The sequence below is a fragment of the Pseudoxanthomonas sp. LjRoot127 genome (assembly GCF_964253495.1).
GTDB lineage: Bacteria > Pseudomonadota > Gammaproteobacteria > Xanthomonadales > Xanthomonadaceae > Pseudoxanthomonas_A.
On the sequence record NZ_CAXUQR020000001.1, the window covers coordinates 1,231,853 to 1,250,970 of the forward strand.

The 19,118-nt window shown below is 68.9% G+C and carries 21 protein-coding genes; 11 read left to right on the forward strand and 10 right to left on the reverse strand.

The genetic code is table 11. The features are described 5' to 3' along the window. Positions 1-47: 47 nt before the first annotated feature. Together ACSQ19_RS05875 and ACSQ19_RS05880 are read left to right on the forward strand one after the other, a co-directional pair. Positions 48-692, forward strand: coding sequence for an arylesterase (locus ACSQ19_RS05875; RefSeq protein ID WP_436000574.1), 645 nt, complete (start codon positions 48-50; stop codon positions 690-692). Positions 693-826: 134 nt separating this feature from the next. Then, complete coding sequence (locus ACSQ19_RS05880) at positions 827-1,039, forward strand: hypothetical protein (RefSeq protein WP_296278964.1); 213 nt, start codon at positions 827-829, stop codon at positions 1,037-1,039. Positions 1,040-1,207: 168 nt separating this feature from the next. On the opposite strand, the gene ACSQ19_RS05885 is transcribed toward ACSQ19_RS05880, so the two are convergent. The 4 genes from ACSQ19_RS05885 to ACSQ19_RS05900 all read right to left on the reverse strand — a co-directional run bounded on the left by ACSQ19_RS05885 (position 1,208) and on the right by ACSQ19_RS05900 (position 5,216). Further along, positions 1,208-1,861, reverse strand: coding sequence for a DsbA family oxidoreductase (locus tag ACSQ19_RS05885; RefSeq protein ID WP_436000576.1), 654 nt, complete (start codon positions 1,859-1,861; stop codon positions 1,208-1,210). A gap of 22 nt (positions 1,862-1,883) precedes the next feature. Beyond that, on the reverse strand, positions 1,884-3,161 hold the full coding sequence (locus ACSQ19_RS05890; RefSeq protein ID WP_436000578.1) for a Xaa-Pro dipeptidase: 1,278 nt from the start codon (positions 3,159-3,161) through the stop codon (positions 1,884-1,886). A 208-nt stretch (positions 3,162-3,369) separates the two neighbouring features. Beyond that, positions 3,370-4,404, reverse strand: coding sequence for an aldo/keto reductase (locus ACSQ19_RS05895; protein WP_436000580.1), 1,035 nt, complete (start codon positions 4,402-4,404; stop codon positions 3,370-3,372). A 77-nt stretch (positions 4,405-4,481) separates the two neighbouring features. Continuing rightward, on the reverse strand, positions 4,482-5,216 hold the full coding sequence (locus ACSQ19_RS05900; protein WP_436000582.1) for an SDR family oxidoreductase: 735 nt from the start codon (positions 5,214-5,216) through the stop codon (positions 4,482-4,484). A gap of 198 nt (positions 5,217-5,414) precedes the next feature. On the opposite strand from ACSQ19_RS05900, the gene ACSQ19_RS05905 reads away from it, so the two are divergent. Further along, a complete protein-coding gene (locus ACSQ19_RS05905; protein ID WP_296278959.1) occupies positions 5,415-6,323 on the forward strand; it encodes an AraC family transcriptional regulator in 909 nt (302 codons plus the stop codon). A 108-nt stretch (positions 6,324-6,431) separates the two neighbouring features. After that, positions 6,432-7,004, forward strand: a complete 573-nt coding sequence (locus ACSQ19_RS05910) for a DUF3016 domain-containing protein (RefSeq protein ID WP_436000584.1) — start codon at positions 6,432-6,434, stop codon at positions 7,002-7,004. Positions 7,005-7,013: 9 nt separating this feature from the next. Here ACSQ19_RS05910 and ACSQ19_RS05915 read toward each other — a convergent pair whose 3' ends face one another. Beyond that, positions 7,014-7,832: a hypothetical protein gene (locus ACSQ19_RS05915; protein WP_436000586.1), complete on the reverse strand. Its 819-nt coding sequence runs from the start codon at positions 7,830-7,832 to the stop codon at positions 7,014-7,016. A gap of 99 nt (positions 7,833-7,931) precedes the next feature. Between ACSQ19_RS05915 and msrB the strand changes: the two genes are divergently transcribed. From msrB to ACSQ19_RS05940, 5 genes are all read left to right on the forward strand, one after another. Continuing rightward, complete coding sequence (msrB, locus tag ACSQ19_RS05920; RefSeq protein WP_296278956.1) at positions 7,932-8,399, forward strand: peptide-methionine (R)-S-oxide reductase MsrB; 468 nt, start codon at positions 7,932-7,934, stop codon at positions 8,397-8,399. Positions 8,400-8,474: 75 nt separating this feature from the next. Next, positions 8,475-9,530, forward strand: coding sequence for a CorA family divalent cation transporter (locus ACSQ19_RS05925; protein WP_436000589.1), 1,056 nt, complete (start codon positions 8,475-8,477; stop codon positions 9,528-9,530). Between the two features lie 34 nt (positions 9,531-9,564). Then, entirely contained in the window at positions 9,565-10,338 is a 774-nt protein-coding gene (locus ACSQ19_RS05930; protein ID WP_436000591.1) for a HipA family kinase, read from the forward strand. After that, the gene (locus ACSQ19_RS05935) at positions 10,325-10,732 is read left to right on the forward strand and encodes a DUF3037 domain-containing protein (RefSeq protein WP_299345648.1); all 408 of its coding nucleotides are present in this window, start codon (positions 10,325-10,327) and stop codon (positions 10,730-10,732) included. Before ACSQ19_RS05930 ends, ACSQ19_RS05935 begins: the two co-directional genes overlap by 14 nt. Beyond that, entirely contained in the window at positions 10,729-11,019 is a 291-nt protein-coding gene (locus ACSQ19_RS05940) for a DUF4031 domain-containing protein (RefSeq protein ID WP_436000593.1), read from the forward strand. The genes ACSQ19_RS05935 and ACSQ19_RS05940 overlap by 4 nt, the downstream gene beginning before the upstream one ends. Positions 11,020-11,110: 91 nt before the next feature. On the opposite strand, the gene ACSQ19_RS05945 is transcribed toward ACSQ19_RS05940, so the two are convergent. Then, the gene (locus tag ACSQ19_RS05945; RefSeq protein ID WP_436000595.1) at positions 11,111-12,925 is read right to left on the reverse strand and encodes a M56 family metallopeptidase; all 1,815 of its coding nucleotides are present in this window, start codon (positions 12,923-12,925) and stop codon (positions 11,111-11,113) included. A gap of 1 nt (position 12,926) precedes the next feature. Further along, complete coding sequence (locus tag ACSQ19_RS05950; protein WP_296278950.1) at positions 12,927-13,322, reverse strand: BlaI/MecI/CopY family transcriptional regulator; 396 nt, start codon at positions 13,320-13,322, stop codon at positions 12,927-12,929. Positions 13,323-13,485: 163 nt separating this feature from the next. Between ACSQ19_RS05950 and motA the strand changes: the two genes are divergently transcribed. After that, complete coding sequence (gene motA / locus ACSQ19_RS05955; RefSeq protein WP_296279001.1) at positions 13,486-14,340, forward strand: flagellar motor stator protein MotA; 855 nt, start codon at positions 13,486-13,488, stop codon at positions 14,338-14,340. A gap of 10 nt (positions 14,341-14,350) precedes the next feature. Further along, positions 14,351-15,340 carry a flagellar motor protein MotB gene (motB, locus tag ACSQ19_RS05960; RefSeq protein ID WP_296278949.1) on the forward strand — a complete coding sequence of 330 codons (990 nt, stop codon included), beginning with the start codon at positions 14,351-14,353 and terminating at the stop codon, positions 15,338-15,340. A gap of 43 nt (positions 15,341-15,383) precedes the next feature. Here motB and ACSQ19_RS05965 read toward each other — a convergent pair whose 3' ends face one another. From ACSQ19_RS05965 to ACSQ19_RS05975, 3 genes are all read right to left on the reverse strand, one after another. Continuing rightward, on the reverse strand, positions 15,384-15,851 hold the full coding sequence (locus tag ACSQ19_RS05965; RefSeq protein ID WP_436000598.1) for an AAC(3)-I family aminoglycoside N-acetyltransferase: 468 nt from the start codon (positions 15,849-15,851) through the stop codon (positions 15,384-15,386). Next, entirely contained in the window at positions 15,838-18,315 is a 2,478-nt protein-coding gene (locus ACSQ19_RS05970) for a mechanosensitive ion channel family protein (protein ID WP_436000600.1), read from the reverse strand. Before ACSQ19_RS05970 ends, ACSQ19_RS05965 begins: the two co-directional genes overlap by 14 nt. A 65-nt stretch (positions 18,316-18,380) precedes the next feature. Continuing rightward, positions 18,381-18,935: a DUF6630 family protein gene (locus ACSQ19_RS05975; protein WP_296278946.1), complete on the reverse strand. Its 555-nt coding sequence runs from the start codon at positions 18,933-18,935 to the stop codon at positions 18,381-18,383. Positions 18,936-19,118 lie beyond the last annotated feature (183 nt).

The following is a 19,118-nucleotide window of genomic DNA, read 5'->3' on the forward strand; positions in this document are numbered from 1 at the left end:
ATTAAATGTTTCTTAATTTGACCAGGTATGGGGTTGCGGGCGTGCGCATGCAATGGGCCGTGGGCCTGGCCCTGTTGCTGTTCGTCGCATTATCCGCACGGCCCGCCGCAGCGCAGGCGCCGTCGGCCGCGCCGGCACAGGGCGCACGCACCGTGCTGGTGATGGGCGATTCGCTGTCGGCCGCCTATGGGCTTGCGCCTGCGCAGGGCTGGGTCGCGCTGACCGCGGACCGCATCGCCAAGACCAGGCCGGGCTGGCGCGTGGTCAATGCCAGCATCAGCGGCGAGACCACCGCAGGCGGGGCGTCGCGTATCGCCGCGGAGCTGAAACGCCACCAGCCCGCCATCGTCGTCATCGCGCTCGGCGCGAACGACGGTCTTCGCGGGCTGCCGCTCGCGCAGACGCGCGCCAACCTCGAGAAGATGATCAAGGCCGCGCAGGCCCGCAAGGCGAAGGTCCTGCTGGTCGGCATGCGCATGCCGCCGAACTACGGCCCGGAGTACACGCGCGGTTTCGAACAGAACTTCAGTGCGCTGTCCAGGCAGTACGGCACGGCCCTGCTGCCCTTCCTGCTGGAGCCCATCGCGCTGGACCGCAATGCCTACCAGGCCGACAACCTGCACCCCGTCGCCAGCGCGCAACCCAAGCTGCGCGACCACGTGTGGAAGGCGCTGGAACCGCTCCTGCGCTGACTCCGGCCGCCTTCCTACCCCCGCGTAGGATTTTTCCTACGCGGATCCGGGGCATCCGCCGAATGTGAGAGCTGGCACATTCGCGCACAGTGCGCTCGCCGGTTCCCTGCCCGGCGCGTTGACCGGAGTCCATCATGCCCCGCCTGCTGTTCACCATCGCCGCCAATGACAAAGGCTGGCAACTCTACGAAGGCCAGTTCGGCCGTGACTGGTTCGACAACCTCGGCGATGCGCGCGAGAGCGCCAAGCTGCTCGCCGCCACGCTGCACCAGCACCACGGCATCCAGACCGCCGTCGTCGTCGAGATGCCCAGCAACGAATCCGTGTTGTTGGCGAGGCACGGCTGAGCATCCGGCGGCCTCCCGCGGCGGCGCCCGTCGCGACCTCCAGGACATGAAAGAGCGTCGTGCCAGCGCATGCGCCCATCGCGCCCCGCCTGACGCCTTGCCATCTGTCGGGCGGCGCGCTTTCCGGATCCGGACTCGCACGCCCCGCGGTCGCGACTCACGTCGCCCCTACAATGACTGTCCGGACAAACCTGCCAGTTGCCGCAGCGCCTGCTCGAACACCTCGGGCGGCTGGCCGCCCTGCACCAGGTGGCGGTCGTTGAAGATCACCGAGGGCACTGCGCGGATGCCCTGCTCCTGGTAGAAGCGCTCGAGTTCGCGCACCTGTTGCGCATACGCATCCGTGTCGAGGACGCGGCGCGCATCCGCACCGTCGAGACCGGCGTTCGCGGCGATATCGACCAGCGTGTCGCGGTCCGACAGGTTCCGTCCCCCGCCGTGGTACGCCTGCAGCAGCGCGCGCTTGAGCGCGAGCTGCGATGCGGCGCCGCGCTCGGCCGCCCACTGCAGCAGGCGGTGGGCGTCGAAGGTGTTGTAGATGCGGTCGCGCTTCTGCAGGTCGAAACGGAACCCCAGCGCCTCGCCGCGCTGGCGCAGCGCTTCGCCGTTCTGCGCGAGCTGCTCCGCACTCAGCCCGTACTTCTTCGCGAGATGTTCCGCGATCGATTCTCCCTGCGGTTCCATGCCGGGATTCAGCTCGAAAGGCTGGAACCGCAGCTCGACCTGCAGGTCGCCGCCGATGTCCGCCATCGCGCGTTCGAGCGCGGCCAGGCCGATCGCGCACCAGGGGCACGCGACGTCGGAAACGAAATCGATCTTCACGGGATTCGGCATTCGGCGGCGCTCACTCGTTCGCGTTCTTGTACACGCGGCCCTGCTTCATCACGAAGCCGACCCTCTCCAGCACGGAAACATCCTGCAGCGGATCGCCGTCGACGGCGATCAGGTCAGCGGAATAGCCCGGCTTGAGCACGCCCACGTCCTTGTCGATGCCGAACAGGCGTGCGTTCACCACGGTGGCCGAGCGGATGGCCTGCAGCGGCGTCATGCCGAACTGCACCATGCGCGAGAACTGGCGCGCATTGAGGCCATGCGGATACACGCCGCCATCGGTGCCGAAGCCCATGACCGCGCCGGCCTGGTGCGCCTTGCGGAAGTTCTCGCGCTGGGTGGCGCCCACGCGGCGTTCCTTCTCCAGCGATTCGGGCAGGAAGCCGGCCTTCTCGCCTTCGCCCAGGATGTATTCGGTGTTGTAGATGTCCATCACCAGCACGGTGCCGTTCTTCTTCGCCAGTGCAATGCCTTCGTCGTCGATGAAGCTGGCGTGCTCGATGGAATCCACGCCGGCCAGCAGTGCATTGCGGATGCCGGTGGCGCCATGCGCGTGCGAGGCGACCTTGCGGCCCAGCGCATGCGCTTCATCGACGAGTGCTTTCAGCTCCTCGAGCGAATACTGCGGCGCACCGACCTCGGTGCCCTTGGACAGCACGCCGCCGGTCGAACAGGTCTTGATGAAATCTGCCCCGAACTTGACGTTCTGCCGCACCTTCTGCCGCGCGGCCCAGGGACCGTCGGCCACGCCCTCGCCCACGGCCTTGTATTCGGCCGGCAGCAGGTTATTGTCGCTGCAGTGCCCGCCGGTGATGCCGATGGACACGCCACCCGCGAGGATGCGCGGACCATCGACTTCGCCCGTGGCGATCGCATCGCGCAGGGCGACGTCCGCGTAACCGGGTGAACCCGGCACGCGCACGGTGGTGAAGCCGGCCAGCAGCGTGGTGCGCGCGTTCTTCGCGCCCTTGATGGCGGCGGCCGGCAGCGAGATCGCCAGCCGCCGGTAGCCCTGCAGATCCGCATCGCCATGCAGGTGCACGTGCGCGTCCATCAGGCCGGGCAGCACGGTCTTCGTCGACAGGTCGTGCACCGTTGCGCCCGCCGGTACCGGCGTGGTCGCGGCCGGACCGATGGCGGTGATGCGCGCATCCTCGATGACGATGGCCTGGTCGGTCAGCAGGCGACCGGATTCGACATCGAGCAGGCGCCCGGCCTTGACGTAGGTGGTGGCTGCGAACGCAGGCGCGCAGGCGACGGACAGGACGGCGGCGAGGACACACAGGCGCATGGAGGACCCGGAAGTCGAATGAAGAGAAGGCGAATGTAGCAAGCCCACCCGGTAGGAGCGACGTAAATCGCGACCACGCACCTGGCCGCTCACGGAAAGCCGATGTTTTCTTTTAAGGGCGCGCTGCTGCGCGTTCTTGTTTCTGCACGGGGTATGGGCGCGGTCGCGACTTACGTCGCTCCCACGGGGATTCCGTTGCGCGGCACGATCAGACCGGCGTGGGATTGCGGTAGGCGAAGCCGGCCTGGTGCCAGTAGGGGTAGGGCTTCGGGCGCTGGCTGGCCTTGTCCAGTTTCGCCACCTGCTCCGGGGTGAGGTTCCAGCCCACAGCGCCGAGGTTCTGCTTCAGCTGCTCCTCGTTGCGCGCGCCGATCACCACGGTGCTGACGGTGGGCCGCTGCAGCAGCCAGTTCAGCGCGACCTGCGGGATCGACTTGCCGGTTTCCTGCGCGACCGCGTCCAGGGCGTCGACCACGTCGTACAGATAGTCCATGTCCACCTGCGGACCGGCATCGTTGGCGGCCTGGGACTGCAGGCGGCTGGTCTCGGGCAGCGCCTGGCCGCGGCGGATCTTGCCGGTGAGGCGGCCCCATCCCAGCGGACTCCAGACCACCGCACCCACGCCCTGGTCGACGCCCAGCGGCATCAGCTCCCATTCGTAGTCGCGACCGACCAGCGAGTAGTACGCCTGGTGCGCGACGTAGCGCGTCCAGCCGTGGCGATCGGCGGCGGCGAGCGACTTCATCAGGTGCCAGCCGGAAAAGTTGGACACGCCGAGGTAGCGGATCTTGCCGGTCTTCACCAGCGTGTCGAGCGTGGACAGCACTTCCTCGACCGGCGGACGCGCATCGAAGCCATGCAGCTGGAACAGGTCGATGTAGTCGGTGCCCAGACGCTTGAGAGCAGCGTCCACGGCGTTGATCAGATGATGGCGCGAAGAACCCACCTGGTTTTCGCCGTCGCCGAACCGGAACGTGGCCTTGGTGGAAATGATCAGCGAGTCGCGCGGCCTGCCCTTGAGCGCTTCACCGAGGATCTCTTCGGCCGCGCCCTTGGAGTAGATGTCGGCGCTGTCGAACATGTTCAGGCCGGCGTCGAGGCAGACATCGACCAGGCGGCGCGCTTCGGCCACGTCGGTACTGCCCCACGCGCTGAACAAGGCGCCCTGCCCGCCGAAGGTGCCGGTACCGAAGGAGAGCACGGGGACGCGGAAGCCGGAGGCGCCGAGATAGCGGTATTCCATGACGAGGGTCCTGAAACGGGGGAGTGCGCCATTGCACTCCCCCGCCACTGCAACGGCAAGCCCTCGCGATGGAACGCTTAGTTCGCGCTCGCGGCAGGCCGCACGATGACTTCGCTGACATCGACGTCGTCCGGCTGCTCCACCGCATAGGCGATGGCCCGCGCGACGGCCTCGGCGGGAATCGCGACTTGGCGGAAATCCTCAAGCCACGCCTTGATGCCGGCGTCGCTGGTGGTCTCGGCCAGTTCGCTGGTGGTCACGCCCGGCGACACCACGGTGACGCGGAGATCGCCGTGCTCCTGGCGCAGGCCTTCGGAGATGGCCAGCACCGCGTGCTTGGTGGCGCAGTAAACGGATGCACTGGGCCACACGCGATGGCCGGCGGTCGACGCGACGTTGATGATCTGGCCACCGCCCTGTGCCTGCATCACCGGCAGCGCAGCGGCGATTCCGTGCAGGACGCCGCGGATGTTGACGTCGATCATCTGGTTCCATTCGTCGATCTTCAGCGCGGCCAGCGGCGACAGCGGCATCACGCCCGCGTTGTTGACGATCACGTCGAGCCGGCCGAACTCGCTGCGGGCGAAGTCGACGAAGGCCTGCACGTCGTCGAGTCGGGTGACGTCGAGCGCACGCTGGCGGGCGGTGCCGCCGGCGGCTTCGATCCCGGCGACCAGCTTTTCCAGCCGGTCGGTGCGGCGTGCGCCCAGCACGACCTTCGCACCGCGACGGGCGAGTTCGCGTGCGGTGGCATCACCGATGCCGCTGCTGGCACCGGTGATGGCGATGACTTTTCCTTCGATTCCGGACATGGGATACCTCGTTGGGGGGAAACACGGCGCGGGGTGCGCCGGGACGGGGCGCAGTCTGGGCGCCGCTGCCGATGCGTCGATATCCGGTTCCTCCACGATCCTTGCCTGATCCTGCGAGCGCCCGGTCTATCCCATTCCATCGCCGGATCCACTGCGTAGACTCGCTGCATGCCCCACGTCCACCCCACAGGCGTTCCCATGCCCGATTCGCCCACCCCGCTCGATGACCGCGTCCGCGAACTCGCCGCGCTGATTGAACGATCCACCGGCAAGGACGGTTTCCACACCACGGCGATCCCGGCCCTGAACTTCTCGCGGCTGAGCGCGCCCATGCAGCTGCCGATGCGTGGCGTGCAGGAAGCCGCGCTGTGCCTGATCGTGCAGGGCGCCAAGCGCGCGATCCTGGCCGACGAGGTCTACGAGTACGACGCCAGCCGCTTCGTGGTGGCTTCGGTCGACCTGCCGGTGACCGGCCAGGTGGTCGAAGCGTCCGCCGAGGCGCCGTACCTGTGCCTGATCCTGAAGCTGTCGGCCGCCACCATCGCCGAAATGGTCACCGAGGCCGAATCGGCGCAGGCACCGTTGCCGCCGCCGTCGCGCGGGCTGTTCCTCCAGCCCAGCAGCGTGGAGATGCTGGATGCGGCGACCAGGCTGGTGAAACTGCTCGATACGCCGCGCGACATCCCGCTGCTCGCACCGCTGGTCGAACGCGAAATCCTGTACCGCGTGCTGTGCAGCCCGCAGGGCGCGATGCTGCGCCACATCGGTATCGCCGACAGCCAGGGCCAGCGCGTGGCGAAAGCGATCCACTGGCTGCGCGAGCATTACGCCAAGCCGCTGCGCATCGACCACATCGCCCGCGAGGTGCACATGAGCGCCTCGGCCCTGCACCACCACTTCAAGGCGGTCACCGCGATGAGCCCGCTGCAGTACCAGAAGCAGTTGCGCCTGCAGGAAGCGCGCCGGCTGATGCTCAGCGAAGTGCTGGATGCCGCCAGCGCCGGGCACCGCGTCGGCTACGAAAGCCCGTCGCAGTTCAGCCGCGAGTACAGCCGCATGTTCGGTGCTCCGCCGGTGCGCGATGTCGAGCGCCTGCGCAACCTCTGAACCGTCCGGAAACCGTGACTGAACGTCGCGCCACGACGCGGGGCAGGCCGGTTGTTCCCCCTCCTGCGCGGGCGCACACTCTCGTGTGACACCTACGGAGGACCCGCCATGAAGGCGCCTGCCCTGCTGCTTACCGCCGTCGTCGCCCTGGCCATCGCCGTTCCCGGCATGGCCAGATCCGGGAACGTCACCGATCCTGGCCTGCCGCGCAGCGTACCCACCGAAGGCGGCGCAGTGAGCGTCAGCTGGACGGATCCGGCCGCCTTCAGCGAGCTCAAGTACAGCGGCAACCGCTGGGAAGCCGAGCGCGGCACGTGGGTCACGGATCTGGCGACCTATCTGCGCGACGAAGCCGGCCAGCGTCTCGCCCGTGGCCAGACCCTGGACATCACCATCACCGACATCGAGCGTGCCGGCCGCTATGAGCCGGTCGTGCGCACGGGGATGGACCACATCCGCATCGTCAAGGACATCTACCCGCCGCGCATGAAGCTGAACTTCGTGGTGAAGGGTCCCGATGGACAGGTGATCGCCGAAGGCGAGCGCAAGCTCGTCGACCATGGTTTTTTGACCGGATCCAACCTCAACAGCAGCGATGCGCTGCGCTACGAGAAGCGCATGGTCGACGACTGGTTGCGCCGCGAGTTCAAGGCCAACGCGGCGCTGACCTCGACGCCCTGATCCCGGGGCTCACGGCGCCGCATCGCGCGGCGCCGGTTCGTGCGGATAGACCGCCGATACCGAACACTGCACCCGTATGCCACGGCGCGACCAGCGCCGCTCGTCGCCGGGGATCCACGCATCCGCGTTGCCCGAATCGAAAAGGCTGTTGCCGCCGCTGTCCTGGGCGACGACGCGGTCGCCGGGATTGCCGCAGATGAGGCCGATGCCCACGCCGGAGCGGAAGGTGATGGCCGGTGCCGAATCCAGATCCGGGCAGCTCTGTGCGAGCTCGACGCGGTAGTAACGGTGTCCACCCGAACGTCGCGGCGAAAGCTCCACCAGCATGCCCTGGCTGTCCTCCGACCACGCGCGCAGGTAGCGCGGGTTGAAGCAGAAGCTCGAAGAACCGGCGAAACCGCGCCGCTTCGGCGCACGCACTTCCACCGTCTCCAGCGTGGTCAGGCCATCGTCCGCCGGCACCGTCGCGGCACGCGCCATCGCGGCGTATTCGCGTGCATCGATGGTGGCGATGGCCGTCACCGCGCAGGTCGCTTCGCCGATGCGCACATATTCCTTCCCGGTGCCGCACACCCAGCCCTCGCGGGCCAGCAGGACGGCATCGTCCCCGCCGGCGCCCGGACAGCCGCTGGACAGCGCGATGCGGAAACGCTGCCCGTCGCGGCCCTGCACGGCCAGTTCCGTCGACGAAGCCTGGCGCACCTCCGCCATCTGGCGGGCATCCAGGCAGCCCGGGGCGGGCGCAACGCGCGGCGGCGCGTCGGGGGGCTGCGCATGCGCCTCCGCGGGCAGCACCAGCGCCATCAACAAGGCCAAGCTCCATCGCATCCGTGCCATCTCCCCGGGGAACGCGGCGATGGTAAACCAGGGTTGTGGCATGCGGGTGGCGGCACCATATCGGGGACATCCCTCCCGCGGAGCACGTCCATGACGACCTTCGACCTCACCCCGCCCTCCGATGCCCAGCGCACGGCGTTGATCGCCGGCCTCAGCGAAGACGAGCGTCGGGTGCTGCTGCAGCACGGTACCGAAGCGCCGTTCTGCGGCGTGTTCCTGGACAACAAGCAGGACGGTACCTACACCTGCCGCCTGTGCGGCCTGCCGCTGTTCCGTTCCAGCGCGAAGTTCGACTCCGGCACGGGCTGGCCGAGTTTCTTCCAGCCCGTGGACGAGGCGCACATCGGCCGCATCCGCGACGCCAGCTATGGCATGGTCCGGACGGAGATCGTCTGCGCGCGCTGCCAGTCGCACCTGGGCCACGTGTTTCCGGACGGTCCCCCGCCGACCGGCGAGCGGCACTGTCTGAATTCGGTCTCGCTGGCCTTCACGCCACAAGGCGAGCCGCTCCCGGATCCGCTGCAGCGTGGCGGCGCGGAAGCGCAACCGGCCGGCTAGCGCGGCCGCTGTCACGGGACGGGCACATGACGGCGGTAGCCTGACCGTCATCCCACCGTCGTCCGGCGGTCACGCATGGCCGCATCTTTCGACACGCACGTATCCCCGGCGCCCCCTGGCGGGCTGCCGGCTGCACTCTGGCTGTACCGGTTCGATGGCGAAGGGTGCGCGCATGCGCTCGACGCCGCGTCCACCGGCCTCGGTGCGCTGGGCGCGCCCGATGCGGGCTGGCATTGGGTGCACCTGGACCTCAGCGACGTGCGCAGCGCGCAGGTGGTGGCGTGCCTGCCGATCCCCGACGACGCGCGCGAGACGCTGCTGTCGCCGGATTCGCACGTGAACCTGCAGCGCGAAGGCCGCGCGATCCATGGGGCTTTCGTCGACTGGGTGCACCAGCGTGGCGTCGACCTGGCGGCCGAGGGCCAGCTGCGGGGCGACGACGGCATCGGCTGGCTGCACTTCGCGATGACGGAACACCTGCTGGTCACCGCACGCCGCCAAGCCCTGCGGTCGGTGGAAGCGGCGCGCCGCGCGCTGATCGCCGGCGCACCTGCGGAGACGCCGGTGCGCCTGCTTGAGCTGGTGGCCAGTCGCTTCGCGGACACGGTCGAGCGCAGCAGCGACGGGCTGTCGACCCGGCTGGACCGCATCGAGGACCGCGTGCTGGCGGACAGCATCGGCGAAGAGCGACGCGACCTGGCCCAGCTGCGCCACCAGACCGTGCGCCTGCATCGGCCGCTCACCGCGATGCGGCGCGTGCTGAAGCCGTTCGAGCAACGCCACCCGGGGGATGTCGACGACGAACTGCTGTCCGCCATCGCGCGCCTCAACCAGCGCTTCGACGATCTCGACGGCGATGTCGGCACGCTGCAGGAGCGTGCGCGCCTGCTGCAGGACGAAGTGGCCGCCAAGCTCGCCGAGCGCACCAACCGTCATCTCTACGTGCTGTCGATGATCACCGCGCTGCTGCTGCCGCCGAGCCTGGTCGCCGGCCTGTTCGGCATGAACCTGCCGGGGTTGCCGTTCGCGCACAGCTCCCACGGGCTGGCGTTCGCGCTGCTGCTGGGCGTGGCCTCGAGCGCGCTGGTCTACGGGCTGCTGCGGCGCATGGGCGTGGCGCGCTCGACCTGAGCGCCGCGCGCGGCCGCGCTATCCTAGCGGCCTGATGACGCTTCCCCTCCGCATCGCCACCCGTTACGTCACCCCGCTGCGCGAAGGCGGCTCGATGCCTGCCGTGGTCGAGGCCGACGACGACGGCCTGTATGTCCTGAAGTTCCGCGGCGCCGGCCAGGGACCGAAGGCGCTGGTGGCGGAAGTGATCGCCGGCGGTCTGGCGAAGGCGTTGAAGTTGCCGATGCCCCACCTGGCACTGATGGACCTGGATGCCGACCTCGCCCGCACCGAAGGCGATCCGGAGATCCAGGACCTGATCAAGGCCAGTGCAGGGCTCAATCTGGCGATGGACTACCTGCCCGGCGCCGTCAATTTCGATCCGGTGGCGGAACAGCCCGACGCGGACCTCGCCTCGCGGATCGTCTGGTTCGACGCCTTCATCAGCAACGTCGACCGCACGGCGCGCAACACCAACCTGCTGATGTGGCACCGCCGGCTCTACCTTATCGACCATGGGGCGGCGTTGTATTTCCACCACGGCTGGGATGGCGATACCACCGGAGCCGGCAAGCCGTTTCCGCTGATCCGCGACCACGTGCTGCTGCGCTGGGCTTCCCGGTTGGCCGATGTCGATGGCGAGCTGGCATCGGCCCTGGCGGACGACGTGATCGCAACGATCGTGGCCGAGGTACCCGACGCCTGGCTGCAAGGCCCCGATGGCTTCGGCGACCCCGCGACGCAGCGCGCCGCCTACGTCGAGTACCTGGTCCGTCGGGTGGCGCAGCGTGGCGCCTTCGTGCATGAGGCGATCCGTGCACGCGGCTGAAACGTACGATTACGCGGTGATCCGCGTGGTCCCGCGCGTGGAGCGCGAGGAGTTCGTCAACGTCGGCATCATCCTGTCGTGCGAGCGCGCGGGCTTCCTCGAGGCGCGCATCGAACTGGACGAGGCGCGCCTGCGCGCGCTCGATCCCGCGATGGATATCGAATCGCTGCGTCGCCACCTGCAGACCATTCCCGCGATCTGCCGCGGCGGCGAAGCGGCCGCGCCGATCGGACTGTTGCCCCCGCGCGCGCGCTTCCACTGGCTTACCGCCAAGCGCAGTTCGATCATCCAGACCTCGCCCGTGCACATGGGGCGCTGCGGCGATCTGCCGGCGACGCTGGAGCACCTGATGGACCGCATGGTGCGGCCGCCGAAGGCCACCACGCCCCGATGAGCGTCTATGTGGACGATGCGGTCACCGTGTGGCGCGGCCGCCGCTGGGCCCACCTGATGGCGGACACCCTGGACGAACTGCACGCGATGGCGGAACGGCTGGGCGTGCCGCGGCGCGCGTTCCAGGACAAGCGCAGCGGCGCGCACTACGACCTGACCGAAGAACTGCGCGAGGACGCGCTGCGGCTGGGGGCCCTGGCCGTTTCCCGCCACCGCGACCGCGAGCAGGTCCGTGCGGTCATCCGCATCGCGCGCGCGCAGTGGAGCGGCCACGCGGCAGACCCCTGATGCCGTAGAGCCGAGCTCGCTCGGCTCCTTGGTCTTTCAATCCCCCGGTGGAGCCGGAGAGCAGCGGAGCAAGCTCGGCTCTACGGGGCACTCAGAGCTGTTGCGCCTTGCCGCTGCGGATCGCCTCGTCCAGCAGGCGGTCGACGTCCCGCTGCAGCCTGTCGGTCGCCGCCATCTGCTTGCGCGCCAACGCCTCCTGCTGCCGCGCGAGCGGCTCCTGCTGGCGGGCGAGGACCTCCTGCTGGCGGGCCAAGGCCTCCTGTTTGTCCTGCAGCGCCTTCATGCGGCGGTCGTTGGCGGCATCGAGGGTGTCGTCGCCACGCAGCGCGGCGGCGGCCTGATGCTGCGCGATCTCCGACATCTTCACGCCCAGTTCGCCCTGTCTCGAGCCCAGTTCGCCCTGGCGTTCGCCGAGCGCACCCTGCTGTTCGCCGAGCTGGCCCTGCTGCTCGCCCAGCGCATGGACCGGTGCATGCGCGTCTTTCATCCGCTGCACCGTGGCGGCATCGCGCACCACGTACTGCTTGCCGTTCTTCCGCACCCACAGCACCGGGGCATTGCCCTGCCGCAGGTGCTGGGCGGTGCGGATGTCGTCGCTGTGGCCCGCCATCGTCACGTCGTCGCCTTCGATCAGCACGTAGGCATCGCCGCCGCGCGTATCACTGATGCTGAAGGTGCCCCGAGTGCGGAGCGTGGGCGGCGGCGGCGGTGCCGGCGGCGCGATGGTCGGCGCTGCGGGGGGAGCGGGCGGGGCCGGAGGGGCCGGCATGTCGCGCGCGTCGGCGACCACGACCGCGCGGGGCGCGGCACGCGGCGACGGAGCCACGGTGGGCGTGGCCGGTGGCGCGGGCGCGACGACGATCGGCGCCACCGGTGCGGGAGGCGCCGGAGGCGCGGCCGGCGCGCCGCTGGCGATCACGCGGTACGGCACTACACCCAACAGCACGATGCCAAGGGTCAGGGCCAGCGCGCTGGCGCGCAGGGGGGAAGCGGTGTGCTGCAGCATCAGCAGTCTCCTCTTGAGGATGCGGAACGTGGGGGACGCGCCGGCGAGTGCCGGCGTCGGGGTGGGGGAGACGCCCAGCTTCACCAGCAGGCGTCCGTAGTCGTGGGCGGCGTGCTGTTCGTCCTGCAGCACGGCGGCATCGCAGGCGACCTCGCGAGCGAAGGCGTATTCGCGCGCGGCCAGGTGCGCGACCGGATGAAAGAAGAACAGGTGCTGCGCCAGCGCCGGCATCCACGCCCACCACAGGTCACGGCGCTGCAGGTGCGCGAGTTCGTGGTGCAGCGCCATGTGCAGGTCGTTGTCGCTCATCGCGGCGATGCCGGTGGCCGGCAGCATCAGCACGGGGCGCCAGGGGCGGGCCAGCATCGGCGAATCGATCTCGTCGCTGACCATCAGTTCGGGCGCTGTAGCGATGTCGAGTCGGCCTACCAGCACGTCGTACACCGCGCGTACCCGGCGGTCGCGACAGGGACGCGCGCGCCCGATCTGCGCCCGCAGGCGCCACGCATGGCGAAGGGTGTTCGCCAGCATCACCGCGATGCCGGCGAGCCAAGCCGCGAGCAGCAGCACGCCGGTGTCGATCTGCGATGCCTGCGTCGTTGCCGTCGGCACGACCGCCATCGTGGCTCCGGCAGACGCCGAGGGTTCCGCCGTCATCGCCATCACCACGGGCGCGACGGCGGGCTCCGCCGGCAACAGCGGCAACCCCACCGGGGCGTGCCAGACCAGGCCCACCACCATCTGCGTGGCGACCAGCCACCACAGCCAGGCGCGCGTCCGCGCATCGAGGCGCGGCAGGTAGCGGCACAGCGCCCATACCAGCGCGGCGAGCACCAGCGACTGCAGGCCCACGGCAAGCACGCGCGACAGCAGGTCATCGGCCAGGGCGACGATGTCCATGTCAGCCCTCCTTCCGCTTCGATTGCAGGGTGGCGACCAGCGCTTCCAGTTCGGCCAGTTCGGTGTCGCTCACCTCGGTGCGCTGGGACATCCAGGCCACGAACGGCGACAGCGAGCCCTGCAGGGTCTTCTCGACGAAGCTGCCGACCGCGCCGCGCATGACGTCGTCGTGCTGGGCGACCGCGGCGTAGCGGTACACGCCGTCGACCTGGCGGCGGCGCAGGAAGGCCTTGGCGCGCAGGCGCTCCATCATCGTCAGGACCGTGGACCGCGCTAGGCCCCGTGCCTCGCCGAAGGCGGCGGCGACTTCGCCGACGCTGGCCTCGCCGTGCTCGGAGAGATGTTGCAGCAGCGCCAGTTCCTGGTCGCCGATCGACTTGCGGGCCTTGCCGGGCATGGGATCGCCTCATGACTACAGTTGTCGTCAACTTGCCTGTGACGACAACTGTAGTCAACCCTGCCGAAGGTCATTCCCCGCGCGCGGCCGACGAACGGTCGCGGCTCAAGAAACGGCGGGCCGGGCCGATCCTTGGGTGACCCCACCCTGCGCCCGCGTCGCCATGCTCATCATCGTCGGCTTCATCATCGTCACCCTGAGCGTGATCGGCGGCTACCTCGGCTCGCATGGCAAGCTCGGCGCCCTGTGGCAGCCCTTCGAGCTGGTCATCATCGGCGGCGCGGCACTGGGTGCCTTCATGGCTAGCAACCCGACCAAGGTGGTCAAGGGCACGATCTCGGCGACGCTGTCGGTGTTCAAGGGCGCGAAGTACAAGTCGTCCGACTACCTCGACGTGCTCACGCTGATCCACGAGATGCTCAACAAGGCGCGCCGCGACGGCTTCATGTCGCTGGAAGAGCACATCGAGAACCCGGCCAACAGTCCGCTGTTCCAGAAGTACCCCAAGATCCTCGCCGACCACCACCTGCTCGACTTCCTGACCGAGTGCCTGCGCCTGATGGTGGGCAGCAACATCGAACCGCACGAACTGGAGCCGCTGCTGGAGCTGGAGCTGGAGAAGCACCACCATGAAGCGATGGCGCCGGCGCATGCGCTGCAGAAGGTGTCAGACGGCCTGCCGGGCTTCGGCATCGTCGCCGCGGTGCTCGGCATCATCGTGACGATGGGCTCGATCGGCGGCGACATCGCCGCGGTCGGCGCGCACGTCGCCGCCGCGCTGGTCGGTACCTTCCTCGGCATCCTGCTGGCCTACGGTTTCGTCTCGCCGCTGGCCGCGGCCATCGAGGCGCAGGTCGAACAGGACAGCCGCATGTACGAGTCGGTGAAGACGGCCCTGCTCGCCTGCCTGCGCGGCTACAACCCGGCCGTCGCGCTGGAATTCGCCCGCAAGACGCTGCCCTCCGACGTGCGCCCGCCATTCGCCGAGTTCGAGGCGCACCTGAAGGCCAACAAGTAAGCCTGCGGCGATGAGCGAGCAACGTCCCACCATCATCGTCCGCCGGGTCAAGAAGGTCGCCGGCGGCGGCCATCATGGCGGCTCGTGGAAGGTCGCCTACGCGGACTTCGTGACCGCGATGATGGCGTTCTTCCTGGTGATGTGGCTGATGGGCGCCACCACCAACAAGGAACGCGCGGCGATCTCGGAATATTTCCGCAATCCCAGCCCGCTGAGCGGCAAGAGCTTCTCGCCTGCCCCGGGTCCTGCCGGTCCCGGCGGCGCGAGTACGTCCATGATCAAGTTGGGCGGCACGATGGACCTGCCGAAGGGCGAAAGCGACAACCCGTTCGACAAGCCGCCGGGCGATGCGGACCAGGTGTCCGAAGAACAGCAGAAAGCGCAGGAGAAGCAGCGCCTGGAGACGCTGATGCAGGCGCTGGAGGAAGCCATCGGCAAGAGCCAGGCGCTGGAGCCGTTCAAGGACCAGCTGCTGCTCGACCTCACCCCGGAAGGCCTGCGCATCCAGATCGTCGACCAGCAGAACCGGCCGATGTTCGACCTGGGCGGCACGGTTCTGAAACCCTATACGCAGGCGATCCTGGGCGAGCTGGCCGGCTTCATCAACCAGGTGCCGAACCACATCAGCATCACCGGGCATACCGACGTCACCCAGTACTCGTCGAACCGCGGCTACACCAACTGGGAACTCAGCGCCGAGCGCGCCAACGCCGCGCGCCGCGCGCTGGTGGTGGGCGGCATGCACGAGGACAAGGTATCGCGCGTGGTCGGCCTGTCGTCGTCGGTCCTGTTCGACAAGGAACATCCGCAGAATCCGATCAACCGCCGCATCAGCATCGTGGTTATGACGAAAGCGGCGGAAGAAGCGCTGCAGGGCGAAGGCAAGCTGCTCGCCCCGGGCGCGCCCAAGCCCGATGCCGACACCGCCATGCCGGGCGCTCCCGCGCAGGCGACCGCCGCGTTGACGCCTGCGGCGGCGCAGGATTCCGCCATTCGCTGAGGCGCCTGCATGGCGGCGTCGCCACGCCGATGCCCGACCCGACTCAGTCCACCGCGATGTCGAAGTGCATCACGTCCTCGCGCGTGCCCAGCCTGGTATACAGCGCGACCGCCGGGTCGTCGCCGTAGTCCGCCTGCACGAACACCACCCACGCGTCCTGCGCGGCGGCGATCCTTCGCAACTCGGCGATCAGCGCGGTCGCGATGCCGCGGCGGCGGTACGCGTCCGCCACGGCCAGGTCATAGAGGTAGACCTCGCTGCGTGCCTGCTCGAACTTGGGCAACACGTAGGCGGCCAGCCCACCGACCACCTCATCGCCCTGCACCGCCGCCACCGCGATGAACGTGTCGCGCGCGAGAAGGCGGCCCAGGTACGCGTCATCCGGCGGGGCAGCGGTGTAGGTCGGAATGTCGTCGAACTCACGGCCGAACATCCGCAGCATGTCCCGCATCAGCCCCAGGTCGGAGGGACCCAGCGCGCGGATCGCGACCTCCGGCTCAGGCGCCGCCATCGGTGTCTCCCTGCGGCAGCGAAGCAGGCCGCGCCAGCGAGCGCACCAGGTCGTCCGGCACGGTGCGCACATGCAGGTCCTGCTGCGGGAAGGGGATCTCGATGCCCGCTGCGCCGAGTGCGGCGTGCAGCCGCATCATCAGGTCGCTGCGGATCGTGGACCAGTCGTCGTAGCGGCGACTCCATGCACGGATGGCGAAGTCCAGCGAACTGGCGCCGAAGCCGGTGAACAGCACGGCAGGCACGGGGTCGTCGGCGATGCCGGGCGTCGCGCGCGTGGTCTCCTGCAGCAGCTGCATCACCCGCGTCACGTCGCTGCCGTAGGCCACCCCCACGTCGACGTCGACGCGGCGGTTCTGGTCCATCAGCGTCCAGTTGGTCACCTTGTCGGACAACAGCATGCCGTTCGGCACGATGACGTCGGCGCCTTCGAACGTGCGCACGGTGGTGGCGCGCATGCCGATGGCGCGCACGCGGCCGGCGGTACCGCTGATGTCGACCGCATCACCGGGCTTCACCGGACGCTCGAACATCAGGATCAGGCCGGAGACGAAGTTCTTCACCACGTCCTGCAGGCCCAGCCCGATCCCCACCCCGAGTGCGCCGAACATGAAGGCCAGTTGCCCGATCTTGAAGCCCGCGGCGGACAGCGCGGCCAGCAATCCCAGCAACAGCAGCACGTAGTAGCTGAGCGAGGCGATGCTGTTGTCCACGCCGCGCGGCAGCGACATCCGCGGCAGGACTTCCTCGCGCAGCAGCGCGCGCAGCGTGCGCGCCACCCAGACCGCCAACACCACGCCGATGCAGAACACCAGCACGTGGCCCAGGCTGAGCGAGAGTTCGCCGTACTCGAAGCGGTGCGTGACGATGGCCCTGGCGACGTCGTACACCGGCCGGAAGATGCGGAAGCGGATCATCGTGTAGACGATCCAGCCGATCACCGCCGCGACGCGCGCCCACCGCGCGAGCGTGTCGAGCAGGTGGCCGCCATGCCGGCGCATCAACCACAGCCGACGCACTTCGGGGCGCGCGCCCAGCCGGCGCAACAAGGCTTCCAGCACCGTCACCGCCGCATACAGGACCAGCGCGAAGTAGCCGCTCTCGATGATGCCGGCCGTCAGCATTTCCGCCAGCGACACGTTGCCCACGACGTTCGCGACGATCGCCGTCGACAGGATCGCGACGCCGCCCCAGGCCAGGCCGTGGACCAGCTGTCCGGCACGACCGGCCACGCCGGCGTAGCGCTCGCCGCGCGAACGCCACAGCAGCCAGCCGGTGGCCGCGAGCGCCAGCAGGGAGAGCACCAGGTAGTACAGCCGGTACAGGTAATCGCTGGCCATCAGCAGGACAGCCAAATGCTGCAGCAGGTAGAACGCGGTCGCCAGGTAGGGCCACGGTCCCAGCAGGCGACGGCCTTGCTGCGGCATCAGCCGCAACACCGGCACCAGCGCGACCAGCATCGCCAGCTGGTGCAGGAACAGCGGCGCGTTCGGTTCGAACACCAGCACGCCGATCATGGACAGCAGCAACCAGGTGGAGAACGGACGTCCCACCACGCGCGACTCCGCATCCGTCGCCAGCGCCGCCGTCGGATCCAGGCGGCGGCGCCGATGCCGCCACGCGATCCACAGCAGCGCCGGCAGCAACATCAACTGCAGCAAATGCAGCAACCGCTGGTTGCCGACATCCGCCGCGGTGTACTGGGCGACGAAGCTGTTCTCCTGCTGGACCTCACGCTTCAGGCTGTCGGCCACGTCCTGCCGCAGGACCGTGCGGTCCTGCACCTGCCACAAGGGCGACGCATCCAGGCGGAACAGGCGCCGGTCGGCGTAGGCGATGGCATCGTCCACCGCCTGCTGGCCGGCCTGTATGCGTGCGGCGAGCAGGTTGGCGCGTTGCCCCAGCCGGATCTGCCCCGCCAGCGGCGTGGACAGCGCCTGCTCGGCCGCCTGCAGCCGCGCGGATACGCCTTCCACGCGCGAGCGCAGGGCATCCGGCGTGCCGTCCGCGGCCATGCCCTGCCGGGTGAGTTCCCAGTCGGCGCGGCGCAGCGCCAGTTCCGCCGCATCCTGCGCATACGGTGCCACCGATGCCTGCATGTCACCGCGCCAGCGCGCGTACTGGCGCGCATCGAACTTCCAGTGGCGCTCCATGCTTTCCAGCCGCAGCACGGGCAGCGTGCGCAGTTCCCCGTAGGCGAACAGGCCGTTCTTCTCCGCCACCGACTTCTCGATGGTCGTCAGCCGCGGCACAAGTCGGCCGAGCGGATCGGCGCGCGCCGCGCGCAGCGACACTTCCTCCGCGTAGCGCTCGTCGGCATCGGCGCGACCGGGGATGTCGGCCAGCGCGATCGCTTCGGGCGCCTTCGGCTTGGAAGGCGACAGCAGCGTGGTGACGTCCTGCGCCTTCGCGGCATTCGCCACCGACAGCACCAGGCAGGCAAGGCAGGCGAGCAGCACGCGCATGACGGACGATCCCGGAACGGAGGCGACGATGCGAGTCTAGCGTGCGCGCCGTCGCGCGGTCGCGGTCAGAACGCGTCGCTGCCCGGCCGGATCTCCACGCCCATCACCGCGGCCAGCTGCTGCATGCCGTCGTCGTCGCGACGCAGCGCGATCCATCCGGCGTAGGCGTCGCCCCCCGTGTTCCAGTTCCACAGCGTGTAGCCATGCTCGCGCAGGCGGTCGTAGGCCGTGGACATCAAGGCGGGAACGTCGGTCCCGTCGAGGAAATCCTCGTCGCTGGTATCGCCCCCCCAGTCGATCTCGACGGCATAGCGCGCGGCCAGCTGGTTGACGCAGTCGATGAAGGACTCTGTGTCCTTCCAGTCCACGTAGAAGCCCGACGTCCAGTCGATGGCGTCCTTCAGCGTCCACAGCACCTGGTCCGGCTCGACGCCGTCTTCGCTGCTCGCGTCGCGATAGGCCGCGAACTGCCGCAGTGCGGTTTCTTCATCGCCGGGATTGATCAGCACCAGCAGGTTCCAGACCAGTGCCTCGGTGTCGTCCAGATCCATGTCGTCTTCGTCGTCGAAGGCATGGCGGAAGTTGTCGTCGGGATCGAATTCGTGGTCGGGCTGGGTCATGGGGCGTCTTCGTGTGGGTGCATGACGTCGCGCTGCGCGGCGCGGGCGATGTCAAGGTTGGCTGAATATTAAGGCCACGTGATGCATCCGCGCGTGAGGCCGTGGCGTACATGAGTCCGCAAGCGCAACAACCACACCCTCATCCACCCAGGAGATACCCATGAACCGTACCGTCCTTTCCGT